The organism is Pedobacter frigidisoli (genome assembly GCF_004331675.1).
Classification (GTDB): Bacteria; Bacteroidota; Bacteroidia; order Sphingobacteriales; family Sphingobacteriaceae; genus Pedobacter; species Pedobacter frigidisoli.
Genome location: NZ_SJSN01000006.1, coordinates 203037 through 219923 on the forward strand (window position 1 = coordinate 203037; position 16887 = coordinate 219923).

At 36.4% G+C, this 16887-nt stretch carries 18 protein-coding genes; 6 read left to right on the forward strand and 12 right to left on the reverse strand.

Annotation, left to right across the window (positions count from 1 at the left end; all coding sequences use genetic code 11):
* Window positions 1-196 precede the first annotated feature (196 nt).
* Window positions 197-2329, forward strand: coding sequence for a ribonuclease R (gene rnr, locus EZ449_RS09345; RefSeq protein WP_131557993.1), 2133 nt, complete (start codon window positions 197-199; stop codon window positions 2327-2329).
* A gap of 43 nt (window positions 2330-2372) precedes the next feature.
* Entirely contained in the window at window positions 2373-3347 is a 975-nt protein-coding gene (locus EZ449_RS09350) for a polyprenyl synthetase family protein (protein WP_131557995.1), read from the forward strand.
* Between the two features lie 205 nt (window positions 3348-3552).
* On the opposite strand, the gene rpmA is transcribed toward EZ449_RS09350, so the two are convergent.
* Window positions 3553-3975 carry a 50S ribosomal protein L27 gene (gene rpmA, locus EZ449_RS09355; RefSeq protein ID WP_131557998.1) on the reverse strand — a complete coding sequence of 141 codons (423 nt, stop codon included), beginning with the start codon at window positions 3973-3975 and terminating at the stop codon, window positions 3553-3555.
* A 51-nt stretch (window positions 3976-4026) separates the two neighbouring features.
* Window positions 4027-4338 carry a 50S ribosomal protein L21 gene (gene rplU, locus EZ449_RS09360; RefSeq protein WP_056090270.1) on the reverse strand — a complete coding sequence of 104 codons (312 nt, stop codon included), beginning with the start codon at window positions 4336-4338 and terminating at the stop codon, window positions 4027-4029.
* 328 nt (window positions 4339-4666) lie between these two features.
* Here rplU and EZ449_RS09365 point away from each other — a divergent pair, with 328 nt between their 5' ends.
* Window positions 4667-4948: a hypothetical protein gene (locus EZ449_RS09365; protein WP_131558001.1), complete on the forward strand. Its 282-nt coding sequence runs from the start codon at window positions 4667-4669 to the stop codon at window positions 4946-4948.
* Between the two features lie 10 nt (window positions 4949-4958).
* Here EZ449_RS09365 and EZ449_RS09370 read toward each other — a convergent pair whose 3' ends face one another.
* Both EZ449_RS09370 and EZ449_RS09375 read right to left on the reverse strand, forming a co-directional pair.
* Window positions 4959-5459, reverse strand: coding sequence for a hypothetical protein (locus EZ449_RS09370; protein ID WP_131558003.1), 501 nt, complete (start codon window positions 5457-5459; stop codon window positions 4959-4961).
* Between the two features lie 144 nt (window positions 5460-5603).
* Complete coding sequence (locus tag EZ449_RS09375) at window positions 5604-6980, reverse strand: dicarboxylate/amino acid:cation symporter (protein WP_131558005.1); 1377 nt, start codon at window positions 6978-6980, stop codon at window positions 5604-5606.
* A gap of 159 nt (window positions 6981-7139) precedes the next feature.
* Here EZ449_RS09375 and EZ449_RS09380 point away from each other — a divergent pair, with 159 nt between their 5' ends.
* From EZ449_RS09380 to EZ449_RS09390, 3 genes are read left to right on the forward strand one after another with little or no spacing between them, the layout of a single operon-like run.
* Entirely contained in the window at window positions 7140-7637 is a 498-nt protein-coding gene (locus EZ449_RS09380) for an RNA polymerase sigma factor (RefSeq protein ID WP_131558007.1), read from the forward strand.
* The gene (locus tag EZ449_RS09385; protein ID WP_131558009.1) at window positions 7624-8223 is read left to right on the forward strand and encodes a hypothetical protein; all 600 of its coding nucleotides are present in this window, start codon (window positions 7624-7626) and stop codon (window positions 8221-8223) included. The genes EZ449_RS09380 and EZ449_RS09385 overlap by 14 nt, the downstream gene beginning before the upstream one ends.
* 36 nt (window positions 8224-8259) lie before the next feature.
* Window positions 8260-8826, forward strand: coding sequence for a DUF922 domain-containing protein (locus EZ449_RS09390; RefSeq protein ID WP_131558011.1), 567 nt, complete (start codon window positions 8260-8262; stop codon window positions 8824-8826).
* On the opposite strand, the gene EZ449_RS09395 is transcribed toward EZ449_RS09390, so the two are convergent.
* The 8 genes from EZ449_RS09395 to EZ449_RS09425 form a co-directional block, all read right to left on the reverse strand.
* Complete coding sequence (locus EZ449_RS09395; protein WP_131558014.1) at window positions 8809-9189, reverse strand: diacylglycerol kinase family protein; 381 nt, start codon at window positions 9187-9189, stop codon at window positions 8809-8811. The genes EZ449_RS09390 and EZ449_RS09395 overlap by 18 nt on opposite strands.
* Before the next feature lie 62 nt (window positions 9190-9251).
* Window positions 9252-9500 carry a hypothetical protein gene (locus EZ449_RS23035; protein ID WP_225872277.1) on the reverse strand — a complete coding sequence of 83 codons (249 nt, stop codon included), beginning with the start codon at window positions 9498-9500 and terminating at the stop codon, window positions 9252-9254.
* Between the two features lie 5 nt (window positions 9501-9505).
* The gene (locus EZ449_RS23040; protein WP_225872278.1) at window positions 9506-9853 is read right to left on the reverse strand and encodes a hypothetical protein; all 348 of its coding nucleotides are present in this window, start codon (window positions 9851-9853) and stop codon (window positions 9506-9508) included.
* A 64-nt stretch (window positions 9854-9917) separates the two neighbouring features.
* Window positions 9918-11828: a beta-N-acetylhexosaminidase gene (locus EZ449_RS09405; protein WP_131558016.1), complete on the reverse strand. Its 1911-nt coding sequence runs from the start codon at window positions 11826-11828 to the stop codon at window positions 9918-9920.
* Between the two features lie 378 nt (window positions 11829-12206).
* Window positions 12207-13163 carry a thioredoxin-disulfide reductase gene (trxB, locus tag EZ449_RS09410; RefSeq protein ID WP_131558018.1) on the reverse strand — a complete coding sequence of 319 codons (957 nt, stop codon included), beginning with the start codon at window positions 13161-13163 and terminating at the stop codon, window positions 12207-12209.
* A 158-nt stretch (window positions 13164-13321) separates the two neighbouring features.
* The gene (locus EZ449_RS09415) at window positions 13322-14485 is read right to left on the reverse strand and encodes a dipeptidase (RefSeq protein WP_131558020.1); all 1164 of its coding nucleotides are present in this window, start codon (window positions 14483-14485) and stop codon (window positions 13322-13324) included.
* Between the two features lie 63 nt (window positions 14486-14548).
* The gene (locus EZ449_RS09420; protein WP_131558023.1) at window positions 14549-14929 is read right to left on the reverse strand and encodes a DUF3060 domain-containing protein; all 381 of its coding nucleotides are present in this window, start codon (window positions 14927-14929) and stop codon (window positions 14549-14551) included.
* Window positions 14930-14981: 52 nt separating this feature from the next.
* A complete protein-coding gene (locus EZ449_RS09425; protein ID WP_131558025.1) occupies window positions 14982-16610 on the reverse strand; it encodes an acyl-CoA carboxylase subunit beta in 1629 nt (542 codons plus the stop codon).
* Between the last annotated feature and the right edge of the window lie 277 nt (window positions 16611-16887).

Consider the following 16887-nt stretch of genomic DNA (forward strand, 5'->3'; position numbering starts at 1 on the left):
TATCGTTTTCCTTTCATCTATTTCACCTATCAATCTTAAATTTTCATCTTATTATAGTCATTCATCAACCATCTCACATTATCCATTTTACCTATTCCCTCTCCCATCCTTCTCCTTCATTCATCATCCATTTTCCATCTTAAATTAACCATCCTTTACATCTTTTCTGTATCTTCGATAAATTCAGTTTTAGCGTATGGCAAAGAAAAAATCTGCAAATATAAAATCGGTTCTAAATCAATTGGTTAGTGGTGTATTTGAGAAAAATGATAATCAAGCACTTAATTACAAGCAAGTTTCTGCCAAGTTAAACCTGAACGATCAGGAATCGAGAGATACCATTCTCGAAATTTTAAAAGATGGAAAAGGTGCCGGCGTTTATCTGGAACCAGAAAAGGGAAAATTCAAACTTAAGGATCTTCAAACATTTATTGTTGGCAGAGTTGATATGACTGCTGATGGTTCTGCCTATATCATCCCTGATGATGAATTTGAGAAAGACATTCGTGTTGCTCCTCGCAAACTTAAAAATGCGCTTCATGGCGATACCGTTAAAGTGTATGTATTTGCAAAGAAAAATGGCAGTAAAAGAGATGGTGAGGTTTTAGAGATTATTAAAAGAGCTAAATCAGATTTTACTGGTGTGATCAAAATATCCGATCGTTTTGCATTTGTTATCGCAGATGATAAGAAAATGATGCATGATATTTTTGTTCCACTTTCAGATACGCTTAATGCAAAAAACGGTCAGCGTGTGTTGGTCACCCTATCCGATTGGCCTGAAAGTGCAAAAAACCCAATTGGGATTGTGAAACATGTGCTTGGAAATCAAGGCGAAAATAATACCGAGATGAATGCTATTTTAGCTCAATTCGGTTTTCCTTTAGAATTTCCTCCGCAAGTAGAAAAAGAGGCAAACGCTATTCCAGAGGAAATTCCAGCTGCAGAAATTGCTAAACGAAAGGATTTTAGAAATATATTGACTTTTACCATCGATCCAGCGGATGCTAAGGATTTTGATGATGCCATCTCCTATCAAAAACTTCCAAGTGGAAACTATGAGATAGGCGTTCACATTGCGGATGTTTCACATTATGTAATCCAGGGAACCGAATTAGATAAGGAAGCCTACAGTCGGGCTACTTCCGTTTATTTGGTAGATCGTGTGATCCCGATGTTACCAGAACGATTAAGTAATGGCGTTTGCTCACTTCGCCCTCACGAAGATAAGTTGTGTTTCGCTGCCGTATTCGAATTGGATGAGCAAGCAAATATAGTTAATGAATGGTATGGCAGAACTGTAATCCATTCTGACAGAAGGTTTAGTTATGAAGAAGCTCAAGAGGTTATTGAAAATAAAGCTGGCGATTACGCTACTGAAATATTAAAGCTAAACGAGTTGGCCAATATTTTACGTGATCGTAAATTTAAAAATGGCGCCATCAGTTTCGAAAGTACCGAGGTTAAATTTAAGTTAGATGAATCTGGCAAACCAATCGGCGTTTATGTTAAGGAACGTAAGGATGCACATAAATTGATTGAGGATTACATGCTTTTAGCCAACCGAAAAGTGGCCGAATATGTAGCCAAAAAGGTTAAAGGAGAAAAGAAACTCACGTTTGTATATCGGGCACATGATTCTCCAAACATGGAAAATCTAAATTCTTTTGCAACTTTTGCTTCCCGGTTTGGCTATAAGATTAATACAAAATCTGATAAGGAAATCGCAAAATCATTAAACTATTTAATGGCAGATGTTGAAGGCAAAAAAGAACAGAATATATTAACTTCATTAGCTATTCGCTCTATGGCGAAAGCTATTTATTCTACTAAGAAAACAAGTCACTACGGCTTGGCTTTCGAATACTATACGCATTTTACCTCTCCTATTCGTCGCTATCCAGATGTAATGGCACATAGGTTGTTGCAAACATATCTAGATGGTGGCAAATCAGCAGATGCAGAATTTTACGAGGTGGCTTCGGTACATTCTTCTGCTATGGAGAAAAGAGCGGCAGATGCCGAAAGGGCATCAATTAAGTACAAACAGGCAGAATATTTAGAAAATAACATTGGCACCGAATACAAGGGTATCATTTCTGGTGTTACAGAATGGGGCATGTATGTAGAAATAGAGGAGAATAAATGTGAGGGAATGATTCGTTTACGCGATATCTCTGATGATTTTTACGTACTTGATGAGAAGAACTACTGCATCGTTGGACAAAGAAAAAAGAAAAAATATCAACTCGGAGATGAAGTGATGATTAGGGTTAAGAAAGTAGATCTTTCTAAACGTCAAATTGATTTTACACTAATTCCCGATTAAAAATTAAGACATTTGTGCCCTAAACACATTGTTTACGTAAAACATGCATACAACAGAACAACTACAACAAATTCTAGATAAAGCAATACAAAACTTAAGATTTCCAGATCAGCCTAAACAGCTTTACGATCCGATAACTTATATCATTAATCTTGGCGGAAAACGTATTCGTCCGCTATTGGTTTTAATGGCTACTGAATTATTTGGCAAGGATGCACATGATTCCATCCATGCGGCTATGGCAATTGAGGTTTTCCATAACTTTACGCTGGTGCATGATGATATTATGGATAATGCGCCTTTACGTAGGGGAAAAGCAACTGTTCATGAAAAATGGAGTACAAACACGGCCATTTTAAGTGGCGATGTAATGATGGTTGAGGCGAATAAAAACCTTGCAATGGTAAATCCAATCTTCCTTAAAGATGTTTTAGATACGTTTAATGCGACTGCCCAAGGCGTTTGTGAGGGTCAGCAACTCGATATGGAATTCGAGGATCGTGATGATGTGAGCATTGAAGAATACATCAACATGATCAGGTTAAAAACTGCTGTTTTATTGGGAGGTGCATTGAAATTGGGTGCCATCATTGCAGGTGCATCAGAAAAAGACGCTGACCTTATTTATCAATTTGGAGTGAATATTGGCATCGCTTTCCAACTTCAAGATGATATTCTAGATGTTTACGCAGACCCAGAAAAGTTCGGCAAACAAGTTGGCGGAGATATTATTGCCAATAAGAAAACATTTTTGTTATTGAAAGCATTCGAATTGGCTGATGGTGAAACAAAAGAATCATTAGATACCTGGACCAGTTATAAAAACTTCGACATTAAGGAAAAGGTAGAAACGGTGAGATCGGTTTATGATATCTTGGATATTCAAAATATCGCAAAAGAAAGTATGAATAAATACCTGAATATGGCATTGAGTGTATTTGCACAAATCAATGCCAGTGAAGAACGAAAATCAAATCTTTTAACGCTTACCAATCAATTAATGGCGAGGGAATATTAGCATCATTAAAGAGATCATTGCGAGGCATGAAGTAACCCTAATACTTTAGAGTTCTAGAATAGTTCAGAAAGATTGCTTAGCAACTTCGCAACAACAAATTTAAAAAAGCTAATGCTACGCATTAGCTTTTTTAGCTAACCGAAAAAATCAGGGCATAAAAAAAGTCCCGATAAAATCGGGACTTTTAAATATTGAGTAATACTAATTATTCTGCTGGTGCAGCTTCTTCAGTAGTTTCTTCTTTTTTTGCAGCTGCTTTTTTAGCTTTTGCTGGAGCTGGAGTAGCTTCAACTTCTTCTACTAAAACTTCTTTAGCTTCAGCTTCTTTTTTAGCAGATGGCTTTTTAGCAAGTAATGCATCAATTTCAGCATCTGTAATAGGAAGTATAGAAACATAAGATTTGTTATCTTGTTTCTTTTTGAAAACTACAGTACCATCAACTAAAGCGAATAAAGTATGATCTTTACCAATACCAACACCTTTATCTGGGTGATGTTTTGTACCACGTTGACGTACTAAAATGTTTCCAGCGATAGCTAACTGACCACCGAAAATTTTAATACCTAAACGCTTACTATGCGATTCACGTCCGTTTTTCGAACTACCGGCTCCTTTTTTGTGTGCCATGATTTTATATTTTGTAACCTACTAAAAGCAAGTTATTGGGTTAAAGATTAATTATAACGTGATATCAGAGATCTGAATTTTTGTGAAAAACTGGCGGTGACCATTTTTCTTTTTGTAACCTTTTCTACGTTTTTTGTGGAAAATAATTACTTTATCACCTTTTAAATGAGATACGATAGTAGCTGAAACTTTAGCACCCTTAACTGCAGGAGCCCCTACAGTGATTGCACCACCATTATCAACCAACAATACATTATCAAATTCAATACTAGCGCCTTCATCTCCTTGTAACCTGTGTACAAAAAGGTGCTGGTCTTTAGCAACTTTAAATTGCTGCCCTGCTATATTTACTATTGCGTACATTGTTTAAATATTAGTTTTTTAATTTTTATTTAACGAGGTGCAAATATAGAACAAATTCAATTAACTCACAAACACATATCGAAAATATTTTTTACTAAAATCCTCCGTCACCAGGATTTTAAGAATTTATAAATTTACAGATCAATGCGCCGTACTTTTTTATGATTATTTGAAAAGAAAGGCTTGATAGTTCTTGGACAACACCTACCCTGCTATCCATTACTCCGATGAAAAATCGGGATTCATTTCCATCAGGTTTATTTAACGCAGGCTGGTATTTCAAACTGGTGTTAGCTTCCCTCAAATTTAACATACTATTTTTTTAAATGTGGCTGCTTTAGAAAGCAAGCCTTTGTTTATAAACCCGATTGCAGTGGAAGCCGCCGCTTTTTCTGCGGCGCTTATAACGGAAAGCGGGACTGAAAAATCAAAAAGGTTACAGAACGCTCATTTTCAAAGGAAACAAACGGTAAGCATTGCATTTTATTCCTTAAAAGCTGACTTGTCTATTTATTACGAATCTATCGCAAATACGAAAACATCAGAAATAGAAAAAGACTTTAACAATGTACTATCGCTAGCTAATTATTTAAAGTCTATCGATAATTAATCTTGCTTATCTATTTACCCGATCGCTTTTCTACTTGTATCAAGGTTTCTTGTATAATCTTTCTCATTTGCATTGCTGCATCCAATAATTTCGGGTTGCCATCGAAATCTCCATAAACTACTACGTGCTTAGATTTTTCCTTATAATTAAAAGTCATATCGTAACGAGGAACAGCTTTAGATTTATCACTCTTTTTGCCAATGGTATCAGGAAAGTTCCAGAGCCCAATTTCATTTGCCTTTCTATGTAAATACAAAATATCATCGCTCTTTAAAAAAACCTTTTTCCTTAAAACAGAATCCTTACTATTTACATATTGGTATGCTCCTGTGGCAGAATTGTAACTATTTTCCAAGGTATCTTTTAAACCGTAGCTAAACTGCATGCTCACAAAATCAGCTTTTCTAAAGGGCGCATTTTGTATAATTGGCTTATAATAGATGTAACAATAAATAATCATCGGGAGGATGATGGTAATGGCTAAGAATATCTTTTTTCCTTTAGTTGACACTTTATTTAATTATTGAATGAATGATTTGTTGAATGAGAGAATGATAAAGTAAAACCTATAAACGCCGCAAAGTTTATATTTTTTTCAGAAAATCCAAACATCCCAAAATCATATAATCACTTAACTTTACTATTGTTTACAGACTTACGAGTCTTTTAATTCTCCCTCCCACTTACTTACTACAGCCGTAGCGATACTATTTCCAACAACATTGGTTGCAGAACGGCCCATATCTAACAAGGGATCTATACCAATTAATAAAGCTAATCCAGCCTCGGGAATATTGAAACTTGCAATTGTACCAGCAATAACCACAAGCGATGCTCTTGGAACACCAGCAATGCCTTTACTGGTGAGCATTAAGATTAAGAGCATAGAAATTTGTTGCTCGAAACCTAAATGTATGCCATAAGCCTGGGCAATAAACAAGGATGCAAATGTCATATACATCATTGAACCATCTAAATTAAACGAGTAACCTAATGGTAAAACGAAACTCACAATCTTATCCTTGCAACCAAAACGTTCTAGCAGCATCATCGTTTTTGGATAGGCAGCCTCACTACTTGCCGTACTAAAGGCGAGAATAGCCGGCTCTTTCATATCGCTTACTAATCTAAATACGCGTTTTTTAAGGATTAGGAAACCAATAAAAATTAACATTGCCCAAAGTATGGCAAGGCCGAAATAAAACTCGCCTATAAATATTGCATAGGTATTTAAAACATTTAAACCTTGTTTAGCCACAATAGCAGTCATGGCACCAAACACTGCTAAAGGGGCAAAATTCATTACATAACCAGTCATTTTTAAAATTACGTGAGCAATTGCATCAAAAGCCTTGATTACGACTTGCCCCATATCCCCAATTGCAGCAGTTGCCACACCGAAGAATAACGAAAAAACTACAATCTGCAGAATCTCATTAGTAGCCATTGATTCGGCAATACTTTTAGGAAAAACATGGGCAATAAAATCTTTAACGCTCATGGCTGCCTTTTGTATGCCAGTATTAACCAATTGATCGGGCAAGGTTAGGTTCATGTGCTTTCCTGGTTCGAAGAGGTTCACCAAGATTAACCCAAGCACTAAGGACATCAACGACATGGCCATAAACCAGCCTAATGTTTTTCCGCCAATTCTACCTACAGCCTTAATATCGCCAACTTTTGCAACGCCTACAACCAACGTAGTAAATACTAAAGGCGCTACAATCATCTTAATCAAACGGAGAAAAATATCACTCAATAAGGTGAAGTATTCTAGCTTTTTCTCTCGAATATCCTCATTGGTTTTTTTGATAGCTGCATTCACTTTTCTATCAGCCTTAAGTTGTGTAAAAACCGCCGAGGTTGTATCAGCAGTTTTCTTAATGCTAACCTCTATGCTTTTTACCTTTGCATCGGCATTCAGAATATTCTGATTATAGGCGTCTATTGAGTTAACATTTAAAATATAGCCCAGTGCAATACCAGCAATCAGCGCTATAAAAATAAAAAGCGTGAGTTTGTTTTTCTTCATGAATATAAAAAGTTTTTGGCGTTGTTAATTTGGTAAAACTACGATATTTACGGAGTGTAACAAATTTAGATTTTGGCCATGATAAATTTATGCTAATTTTGAATCTCCTTGTAACAAAAAAAGCACAACTCCATCTAAAAAACAACTACGCAATCGTAAATGGAACAAAAAGACAAGTTATTTAAGCAGATCTTCGATTCAAATTCCAAAAAGATATTCCATTTATGTTATGGTTATACTGGCGATACCGATTCCGCCAATGATCTTTTACAAGAAACGTTTTTAAAGGTCTGGCAAAACTTAGATAAATTCAGAAACAAATCACTTATATCAACTTGGATTTATAGAATTGCCGTTAATACCTGCTTAACTTATTTGAGATCTGAAAAAAGACAGGCAAAGGATGAATTAACAGACAACATTATCGAGAATAAGATCGAGGAATTTTCGGAAAAGAATGAGCAGGTAGCATTACTTTATACATGTATCTCCAAACTAGAGGAGAACGATCGTTTGATTATAACCATGGTTTTAGATGAACTTCCATATCATGAAATTGCTGATATCTCCGGCATAAGCGAGGGCAACTTGAGGGTAAAAATTCATCGTATTAAACAAAAATTAACAGAACTATATACACAGTATGCAAGCGTTTGATCAAATACAGGAGTTGTGGCAAAAGCACGAGGTAGAAGTTAAGGTATCTGCTGATGAAATGTTGCAACAAGTTAAAAAAGAGGTAAATGGTTTGAAACTCAAATCGGCTTTGAATATTTTGGGTATGCTTACCTCATTTATCGCCATTGCTGCTTTATGGGTTTTTTATCATTTTGAATCATGGACAACCCACGTTGGTATTAGCATTACGCTGATTGCCATTGGTGTTTATACCTTAATATTATATCGCGACCACAGATTAATTTCTAAAAGTGATTATACCGTTCATCCAAACGAATATTTAAACAACTTAAAAACCTACCAATTAAATCGTTACAAGCTTTATAATTCTCTTTATTGGTTTTATACCGTTGCGCTTTCATTAGGTATCATTTTCTACTTTGTTGAAATTCTTGCTCATTTCAATTTCATTCAACAGGTAATTGCTATTGGACTTACAGCACTATGGATTATTTTTTGTTCTACCATCTTAAGAAAGGCAGTTATCAAAAGAGAAAAAGAAAGAATTGCGTTATTAATTGAGAAGTTTGAACGCATAAGCGGACAGATTTCTACCAGGAATTAAATTTTAGGCACGGTTTTTTCATTGGTAAAAATACTAATGAGAAGACTGATTATACCCATCCTTTTTTTGCTAGCCTTGCCACCTACGCTTGCCTTTAAACAAGACTTTACTGAGCCAGTTCAATTGGATTGGGAAACCTATTTTAAAGGCAAGCCAGATATGAATTCTCCATTTTATGCCTTAACGGCCATGACTTGGAAATACAGCTACGAATCTACCACCTACCGAAATCGTGTTGTCATAAACCTGAAGAATGAGGTTACCATAGACAAAAATAGATCATGGGTAAAATGGGATAAAATTAAAGATCCGGAGGTTAGGGCAAGTCTTTTACACCACGAACAAGGCCATGCAAATATTCAATACATTTTACTTTCTGAGGCAGAAAGGGTTTTAAAGAATAGAAATTATTCAGTAAAAAACTATAAAGCACAAATCTCTCAATTAGCGAACGAGATAAGTGATTATTTCGATACCATGCAACGTAATTATGATGAAGAGACCGAGCATGGTAGCAACCATAAAATGCAGGGCAGATGGGATAAAATTATTGAGGATAAAATGACGGAATCTAGAGCAGCAATGTTAGAGACGCAAAAGTAATTTTGGGATAAAAACAATTGCTCCGACTGCAATAGCCAAAAATGCCGCAATTAAAACAGCGGCAGCAGCTAAATCCTTTACTACTTTAATTTTTGGATGATAATCAGGATAAATTACATCGGCCAATTTCTCTATAGCAGAATTTATTATTTCGGCAACCATTACTGCAGCGATAACGCTAAGAATTGCAATCCATTCGAGGTTAGATAGTTTTAAGTAAAAAGATAATGCAATCGCTGCTATTGCGGCAAAAAGATGAACTCTTCCATTGTGATCATTAGCAAAAAACAATCTCAATCCATTAAAAGCATACTTGAAACTTTTAATTCGATCCAAAACTGAAAATTTCTTTTCTTCTTCCATCAGTTATTCCTCAGTTAGATTATGAAATAAGCTCGATAACTTCAACTGGACATGTTAAAGCTTTATTCTTGCTTAATTTCATCAGTAGAAAAGTTATTTCCACTTAATTTATATTGATAGGTTTTTGTGATTTTTTTAGCACTGTCGGCTAAATCTCTTATAGGAAAAGACCTAAATAAATCACCATTTTTGATAAAAAATTTATCGTTACCAGAATATATTTTTTTCTGAGCAGCATTTAATGAAGGGAAACTAATTTTATTAAAATCACCACCAGAATATTCAAAAACGTTAAGATCGGAAACATTCATTTTACTTACCAATTGAATGTATAATTTGGATTTCCATCGTTATCTAAATCCATATTCCAAGCATCGCTGATGATCCCTTTACGATCAATTGCCACTGAGCGATAATTATTCTTAACAGAATCCGACATCAGAATTTGATATCCTCCAATAGAATCTACTCCCTTTCCCCAACTTAAAATTTCGAAATTTAGTCCTGGTCGTATTTCAATATCCTTATAAAAAGGAAAAGGATTTTTTTCACCCTTTACGCTTTCTATTTTTACTTCTGCGGTTTTTTCTTCAGTGCAGGCAAAACAAAACAGCATCCCTGTTATCAACAAAAGATGCTGTAGTGTATATCTCGATATTTTCATTGCGGTTTGGGAAATTTTTTGTTTGTCCCAATTTAATGATTTTAGCTATCGAAAGCAAGCTATTTTATTTCTTTGCTTCTGGTTTAGTATCTGGAGCGCCATTATTTAATATAGTTTCGGTGGTAACACTTCTTCTGCCACTAGGTGCAATAACTATGGTTTTCATCACACGTTTTTCTCCTTGAGGAACTATAACCTTAATTGGAGCTGAATATAGAAACGCATTTTCCGATGGACGAGATCCATCAAGCGAATAATAAATTTTACCACCAGAAATTGGAACTTTCAAATCAATTGTAAAATCTCCACCTGTAAGTGGCTTATCGCTTTGCCCGATTGGCGTTGGCACCCACAAATTAACATTCATTTTATCTAAACGAGCAAGATGGTTTGGTAAGCGTTCTTCTGTAAAGTTTTTTAAATTCTTACGTTCCACAGGCGACCAAGCAATTTCTGCCAAGGCTAATAAACGTGGAAAGGCTTGATTTTCGCCTTTTTCTGGCGTTTTAACGTATTCTGTCCACAAGTTTGCCTGTACACCTTTTACATATTTTCTTTGATCAGCCGTTAGCACTTTTGGAATTGGATCGTAAGCATATATTTTTTGGTAAGGTGCTAAACCACCAATGGTTACCGGTTCATCGGGCGACATAGATTGTCTTTGATCGATATATAAACCCATAGAACCTGGTGTCATAATCACATCATGATTTTGTTGAGCCGCAGCAATACCGCCCTCCTCTCCACGCCAGCTCATTACCGTTGCATTTGGCGCTAATCCACCCTCTAAAATCTCGTCCCAACCTATAATTGATCTTCCTTTTTCGTTCAAATGTTTTTCTATTCGTTGGATAAAATAACTTTGCAATTCATGCTCATCTTTTAAGCCCTTTTCTTTCATCAAAGCTTGGCAAAATGGAGATTCTTTCCAGTATGTTTTCGGAGCCTCATCTCCACCAATATGGATATATTTTGATGGAAAAATAGCCACAACCTCATCTAAAATATTCTCTAAAAATATAAATGTGTTATCACTAGGAACAAAAATATCGTCGAAAACGCCCCAAGTTTGCTGAACCTGTTTGCCTTTTTTTGTCCCTGCCCACGGAGTTTTGTCACTCACAAAAGTATCACGAGCTGGGAAACAACTCAACTCCGGGTAAGCCGCAATTGCTGCTGATGCATGTCCGGGCAATTCTATTTCAGGAATAACTGTGATGTAACGATCTGCAGCATATTTTACAATTTCCTTGGCTTCCTCTTGAGTGTAAAAACCTTTAACCTCAGTTAAATAGTTTCCGCTACCAGGATAATTACCAATAATAGATCCATTTCTCGTCGATCCTACGGTTGTTAATTTAGGATATTTTTTAATTTCCAATCTCCAACCTTGATCATCAGTTAAATGCCAATGAAAGGTATTAATTTTATAATAGGCTAATTGATCTATGTACTTTTTAATAAATGGGATTGGAAAGAAATGGCGACAGACATCAAGCATGGTTCCGCGGTAATTGAATCGAGGATAATCTTTAATATCAACAGCTGGAATGGTAATTTTATCAGCAACTTTGTCGGGCATCATCTGCATAGCCGATTGAACAGCGTAGAAAAGCCCTGCCCCTTTTCCAGTTAAAATGATTTGAGTGGATGTAACCTTAATGGTATATCCTTCGGCTGGTAATTTATCTGCTCCAACAGATGTTAAAATTATTGCTTTCTGATTTGCCTGAGTAACCTTGGTTTCCCTTAAGGCAAAGCCTGCCTTAGTAACGATAAAAGCGTTTAATAAATCTGCAATCTTTGCGCCGTCGATGCTTTGATTTACTAAAACTGTCGTCTTATCTAAAATGAAATTTCCATTCGCCCTGGTAATGGCTACAGGTGCTGGTATAATTCCCATGTTGGAATCTCCTTGCGCAAATGCACTCGTACTGATTAATACTCCAATAAAAATCGATAATGCCTTGTTCATGTTTAAAATTGTTGGTTTTAAATAAAATTTAATATTATTTGAACCAAGATAAAGATTAAACCATTATTAAGATACCTACATTCTTGTTACAATGATTAACAAACGTTTGATTTAGTATTTATAAAACATTTTTATTCGGCATTTAATTGCTTTTCGGTTTTTAGGGGAAACCGCAACTAAGGATTACTTGAGAAGTAATTTAAACAGGATTGGAGTGATATACTTTTTTGTTATCTACCGCTGTTATTTTTGCTGGCTTCGATAAAAAAGATAAAACGGAAAGCCAGACTGCTGCGACCGATATGGATAGTACCTGCCTTTACAAAAAAAGAGAAACCATATTATGATTTCTCTTTTTAAAAACATGAAATAAGGATTTTAGGCTTCTACTGGATGTTCTTTAGCAGCTAAATATCTTTCTGCATCCAACGCAGCCATACAACCCGAACCAGCAGCCGTAACTGCCTGACGGTAGTACATATCCTGAACATCGCCGCAGGCAAAAACGCCCTCGATATTGGTTAAGGTAGAACCTGGCTTAGTTAATAAATAACCGGTTTCATCCATATTCAACTGTCCTTTAAAAATATCGGTGTTAGGCTTATGGCCAATAGCTACAAAGAAACCCTCAACATCAATATCGGTTTCAACATTAGTTTTATTATTTAGAACCTTAACAGCTGTTACATTTTTACCGTTTCCTAAAATCTCTTGGGTTTCGGTATTGTAATGCACAACAATATTTGGGGTAGCTAAAACTCGTGCAACCATTGTTTTTGAGGCCCTAAATTCATCACGACGAACCAATAAATGCACCGTTTTACAAAGCTTAGCTAAGTAAGTTGCTTCCTCAGCAGCGGTATCTCCAGCACCTACGATGGCAACATCTTGTCCTTTAAAAAAGAAACCATCGCAAACAGCACAGGCAGAAACACCAAAACCATTGTACAGTTGCTCACTTGGTAAGCCCAACCATTTTGCGGTAGCACCTGTTGCAATAATTACCGTATCGGCAGTGATGGTCTTAATTTCATCAACAACAATTTTATGGGGTGTTGATGAAAAATCTACTGAACTGATGTATCCAAAACGAATATCCGTGCCAAAGCGCTCTGCTTGCTTACGGAAATCTTCCATCATTTCGGGACCCATAATTCCTTGCGGATAACCGGGGAAATTTTCTACATCGGTAGTTTGTGTTAACTGACCACCAGCTTGCATGCCAGTGTACATAATTGGTTTTAAATCGGCTCTTGCTGCATAAATTGCTGCTGTGTAACCTGCAGGACCAGAACCTATAATTAAACACTGGACGTGTTCGTTTTCTTGTGACATTATGATGTGTGTTTGAAATTCATTTATCGTAGCGCAAATTTAATGCATTAAATAATTGTTAGCAAATGCGCATTGTCAACATAGTTTACTTATTAACATTGCAATTTACCGTCATTGCGAAGCTCGAAGCAATCTTAGTGCTTTTTTTTTAAATCAGGCTATTTCCCTTTATTCTCCCGAATCAACCTTACCACATTACCACCAAGAATTTTCTTGATATCGGTTTTTGAATAGCCATTTTTAATTAATTCTGCTGTAATTTTTGGATAATCGGCTACACTATTCATTCCCAAAGGAAAAGATTCGGCACCATCAAAATCGGCACCCAAACCAACATGGTCTAATCCGATTAATTTCACCACGTGATTAATGTGTTTTACCAATAAGGAAATTGGCGGACGAGTTGCATCAGCATCGGCCTGATGATTTGCTATTAAAGTATCAATAGCATTACTTCTACGGTATTTATCTGAAAGCGATTTTAATTCAGCATCATATTTAGCAAAAAAAGTTTTCTGTTTATTATTGAAAGTTGAATCTAAAAAGCCGCTATAAAAGTTGATGCAAACTACACCCCCATTTTTACCAACAGCCTTAATTTGTTCATCCTTTAAATTTCGGGGAACAGGATTTAAACTGTAAGCACAACTGTGCGAAACAATTATTGGTTTAGAACTTGCAGCAATGGCATCGTAGAAAGTTTTTTCACCTACGTGAGATAAATCAACCATCACGCCCAGCTTGTTCAATCTTTGCACAACCTGTTTTCCAAACGCACTTAAACCTGCATTTTCAGGTTTCACTTTTCCTGATGTCTCGTCGGCAGCAGAACTCGACCAAGGTGTACTGTTATTCCATGTAAGCGTAAGATAAGCCATTCCGCGTTTGGTCAGGCTATCGATATAATCTAAGCGATTTTCTATCATATGGCCACCCTCAACGCCAATCATTGCAGCCAATTTTTGTTGCTTAACTGCTTTTTCTAAATCAGCAGCCGTTCTTACTAACTGAATTTTATTCGGGTACCTTTTGATCAGACTATATAACGAATCTATCTCCCTGTTAGCCACCACATAACTGCCTGTTTCATCGCACCAGATGGAAAAAAACTGAACATCTAATCCACCCTCTTTTGCCCGAACCAAATCGAAATTTCCTTTTGGTTGTAACTTTCCAATATCAATTCCCGATTTAATTTGATTGAAAAGTATATCGCCATGCGTATCGATTACAATAGCATCTTCATGAATTTTGCTTGGAGTTTGAGCGAAGAGATTGAGTTGCAGAAAGGCAAGAAGAGCGAACAAAGGAAGAATTTTCATGAAATAAATTTAAGCATTTATCAGAAATATAAATCTGATAAATGCTTAAATCTTCATACTTTATTACTTAATCTTTGTTGCGTAACTGCCCGCTCCTGCAATACTTGAAATGGCTTTACCATTTTTGTTTGGACTTGATTTATAGGTAACACCACAATCAGCCCCATGAATACGAATTACTTTTACACTTTGTGCTTTCACTTTTATTGCTGCTCCGGTCACAATTATTGTATTACAATTTCCAATAATTACTACATTAATGTCGCTACCTTCAATATTAATATTTTCATTTCCAGTGGCCTCAATGGTTCTGGTAATTCCGCTACCAGCAACGTTGATTGTTTCAGCAGTTTCTTTATTTGTTTTTTGAGCAACGGAAACAAATGGTAGGGCAAATAAAAATACAAGGGTTAATAATGAAGTGATTTTTTTTAAATTTTTCATATTCTTAGAATTAAGTCTTCAAAATTTACCCAAATATCATACCATTAGGGTTTTATGTTTGGATTACCCCAACATTGAATCTCTTTGTAATCGGAGATTGATTCGCTGCTTCAATCCCCATAGAAATTACCTTTCTTGTTTCTAACGGGTCGATAATTCCATCAACCCAAAGTCGTGATGCTGCATAATAAGGTGTGGTTTGACTATCATATTTATCGGTAATTTCTTTCAGCATATCGGCTTCTTTTTCCGGTGTAATTACCTCTCCCCTTGCTTTCAAAGATGCTTCTTGGATTTGCAATAAGGTTTTAGCTGCTTGAGAACCACCCATAACCGCAATTTTTGCTGTTGGCCAGGCGTAAATTAATCTTGGGTCGTAAGCTTTACCGCACATGGCATAATTGCCTGCACCATAAGAGTTGCCCATAACAATAGTAAATTTTGGAACGACCGAATTGGCCACAGCATTCACCATTTTAGCACCGTCTTTAATGATACCACCATGTTCCGAGCGACTGCCGACCATAAAGCCTGTTACATCTTGTAAGAAAACTAATGGGATTTTCTTTTGGTTACAGTTCATAATGAAACGCGTCGCTTTATCAGCACTATCAGAATAGATTACACCACCAAATTGCATCTCCCCTTTTTTGGATTTTACAACTTTACGCTGATTAGCCACAATGCCAACCGCCCAACCATCAATACGACCTAAGCCACAAACGATGCTTTGTCCGTAGCCTTGTTTGTATTCTTCAAATTCAGAGTCATCAACCAAACGATTAATGACATCCATAATTTCGTACTGCTTATCCCTGTTTTCAGGAATAATGCCATATAATTCTTCTTCATTTTCTTTGGGCTTGACGGGTTTAATTCTATCAAATCCAGCATTTTGTGGTGCTCCCAACATGCTCATTATATTGCGAATACTATCCAAGCAAGCTTCATCATTAGGATGTTTGTAATCGGTAACGCCAGAAATTTCACAATGTGTGGTTGCGCCGCCTAAAGTTTCGTTGTCAACTTCTTCGCCAATGGCAGATTTTACCAAATAAGAACCCGCTAAAAAGACCGAGCCAGTTTTATCTACAATCATCGCCTCATCACTCATAATCGGCAAATAAGCGCCACCCGCAACACATGCGCCCATGATTGCTGAAATCTGTACAATTCCCTCTGATGACATCATTGCGTTATTTCTAAACATTCTTCCAAAATGTTCTTTATCAGGAAAGATTTCATCTTGCATCGGCAAATAAACACCTGCGCTATCTACCAAATAGATTACTGGCAAAAGGTTTTCCATGGCGATTTCCTGCGCCCGAAGATTTTTCTTGGCGGTCATCGGGAACCAGGCGCCTGCTTTTACTGTCGCGTCATTAGCTACAATCATACATTGCCTGCCACTTACATAACCAATTCCGCAAACTACTCCTGCCGATGGACAGCCACCTTGTTCGGCATACATTCCATCTGCTGTAAATGCCCCGACCTCTAAAAAATCGGAGTCTTTATCAATTAAATAAGCAACACGTTCACGAGCTAATAATTTGCCTTTTGCTTTTTGTTTGGCCGCGTTTTTTTCGCCACCACCTAAATATATTTTTTTGAGTTTGGTTTTCAGCTCATATACAAGCTGTTTATTCACATCCTCGTTTTTGTTGAATTCGATATTCATGGAGGCAATTTAAATTTATTTTTATAAAAAGCGTGGAGACCAAATTGGTTTCTGGTCTACCTTGGATTTTAACCGCAAAGAACGCAGAGAAAATATCGCAAAGTCCGCAAAGAATTTAATCGCCTAGGGTACAAAGAAAACAAAGAGGGCATTGAGGAAATATTTGATGGTAATATCAAGAACCTTATCTATTAAAGTTAGTAGTAATTGTTCTTTATTGCAGTCCCTCTCCTTGAAGAAAGGGAAACAAAGACAGTTTTAACCACAGAGTACACAG

Excerpts from the sequence above, each read along its gene's own strand:
- rnr (WP_131557993.1), top strand. The coding sequence starts at position 197 with ATGGCAAAGAAAAAATCTGCAAATATAAAATCGGTTCTAAATCAATTG.
- rpmA (WP_131557998.1), bottom strand. The coding sequence starts at position 3,975 with ATGGCACACAAAAAAGGAGCCGGTAGTTCGAAAAACGGACGTGAATCG.
- EZ449_RS09420 (WP_131558023.1), bottom strand. The coding sequence starts at position 14,929 with ATGAAAAATTTAAAAAAAATCACTTCATTATTAACCCTTGTATTTTTA.
- trxB (WP_131558018.1), bottom strand. The coding sequence starts at position 13,163 with ATGTCACAAGAAAACGAACACGTCCAGTGTTTAATTATAGGTTCTGGT.
- EZ449_RS09375 (WP_131558005.1), bottom strand. The coding sequence starts at position 6,980 with ATGAAGAAAAACAAACTCACGCTTTTTATTTTTATAGCGCTGATTGCT.
- EZ449_RS09395 (WP_131558014.1), bottom strand. The coding sequence starts at position 9,189 with ATGGAAGAAGAAAAGAAATTTTCAGTTTTGGATCGAATTAAAAGTTTC.
- EZ449_RS09425 (WP_131558025.1), bottom strand. The coding sequence starts at position 16,610 with ATGAATATCGAATTCAACAAAAACGAGGATGTGAATAAACAGCTTGTA.
- EZ449_RS09385 (WP_131558009.1), top strand. The coding sequence starts at position 7,624 with ATGCAAGCGTTTGATCAAATACAGGAGTTGTGGCAAAAGCACGAGGTA.
- EZ449_RS09415 (WP_131558020.1), bottom strand. The coding sequence starts at position 14,485 with ATGAAAATTCTTCCTTTGTTCGCTCTTCTTGCCTTTCTGCAACTCAAT.
- EZ449_RS09350 (WP_131557995.1), top strand. The coding sequence starts at position 2,373 with ATGCATACAACAGAACAACTACAACAAATTCTAGATAAAGCAATACAA.
- EZ449_RS23035 (WP_225872277.1), bottom strand. The coding sequence starts at position 9,500 with ATGAATGTTTCCGATCTTAACGTTTTTGAATATTCTGGTGGTGATTTT.
- EZ449_RS09405 (WP_131558016.1), bottom strand. The coding sequence starts at position 11,828 with ATGAACAAGGCATTATCGATTTTTATTGGAGTATTAATCAGTACGAGT.
- EZ449_RS09380 (WP_131558007.1), top strand. The coding sequence starts at position 7,140 with ATGGAACAAAAAGACAAGTTATTTAAGCAGATCTTCGATTCAAATTCC.
- rplU (WP_056090270.1), bottom strand. The coding sequence starts at position 4,338 with ATGTACGCAATAGTAAATATAGCAGGGCAGCAATTTAAAGTTGCTAAA.
- EZ449_RS09390 (WP_131558011.1), top strand. The coding sequence starts at position 8,260 with ATGAGAAGACTGATTATACCCATCCTTTTTTTGCTAGCCTTGCCACCT.
- EZ449_RS23040 (WP_225872278.1), bottom strand. The coding sequence starts at position 9,853 with ATGAAAATATCGAGATATACACTACAGCATCTTTTGTTGATAACAGGG.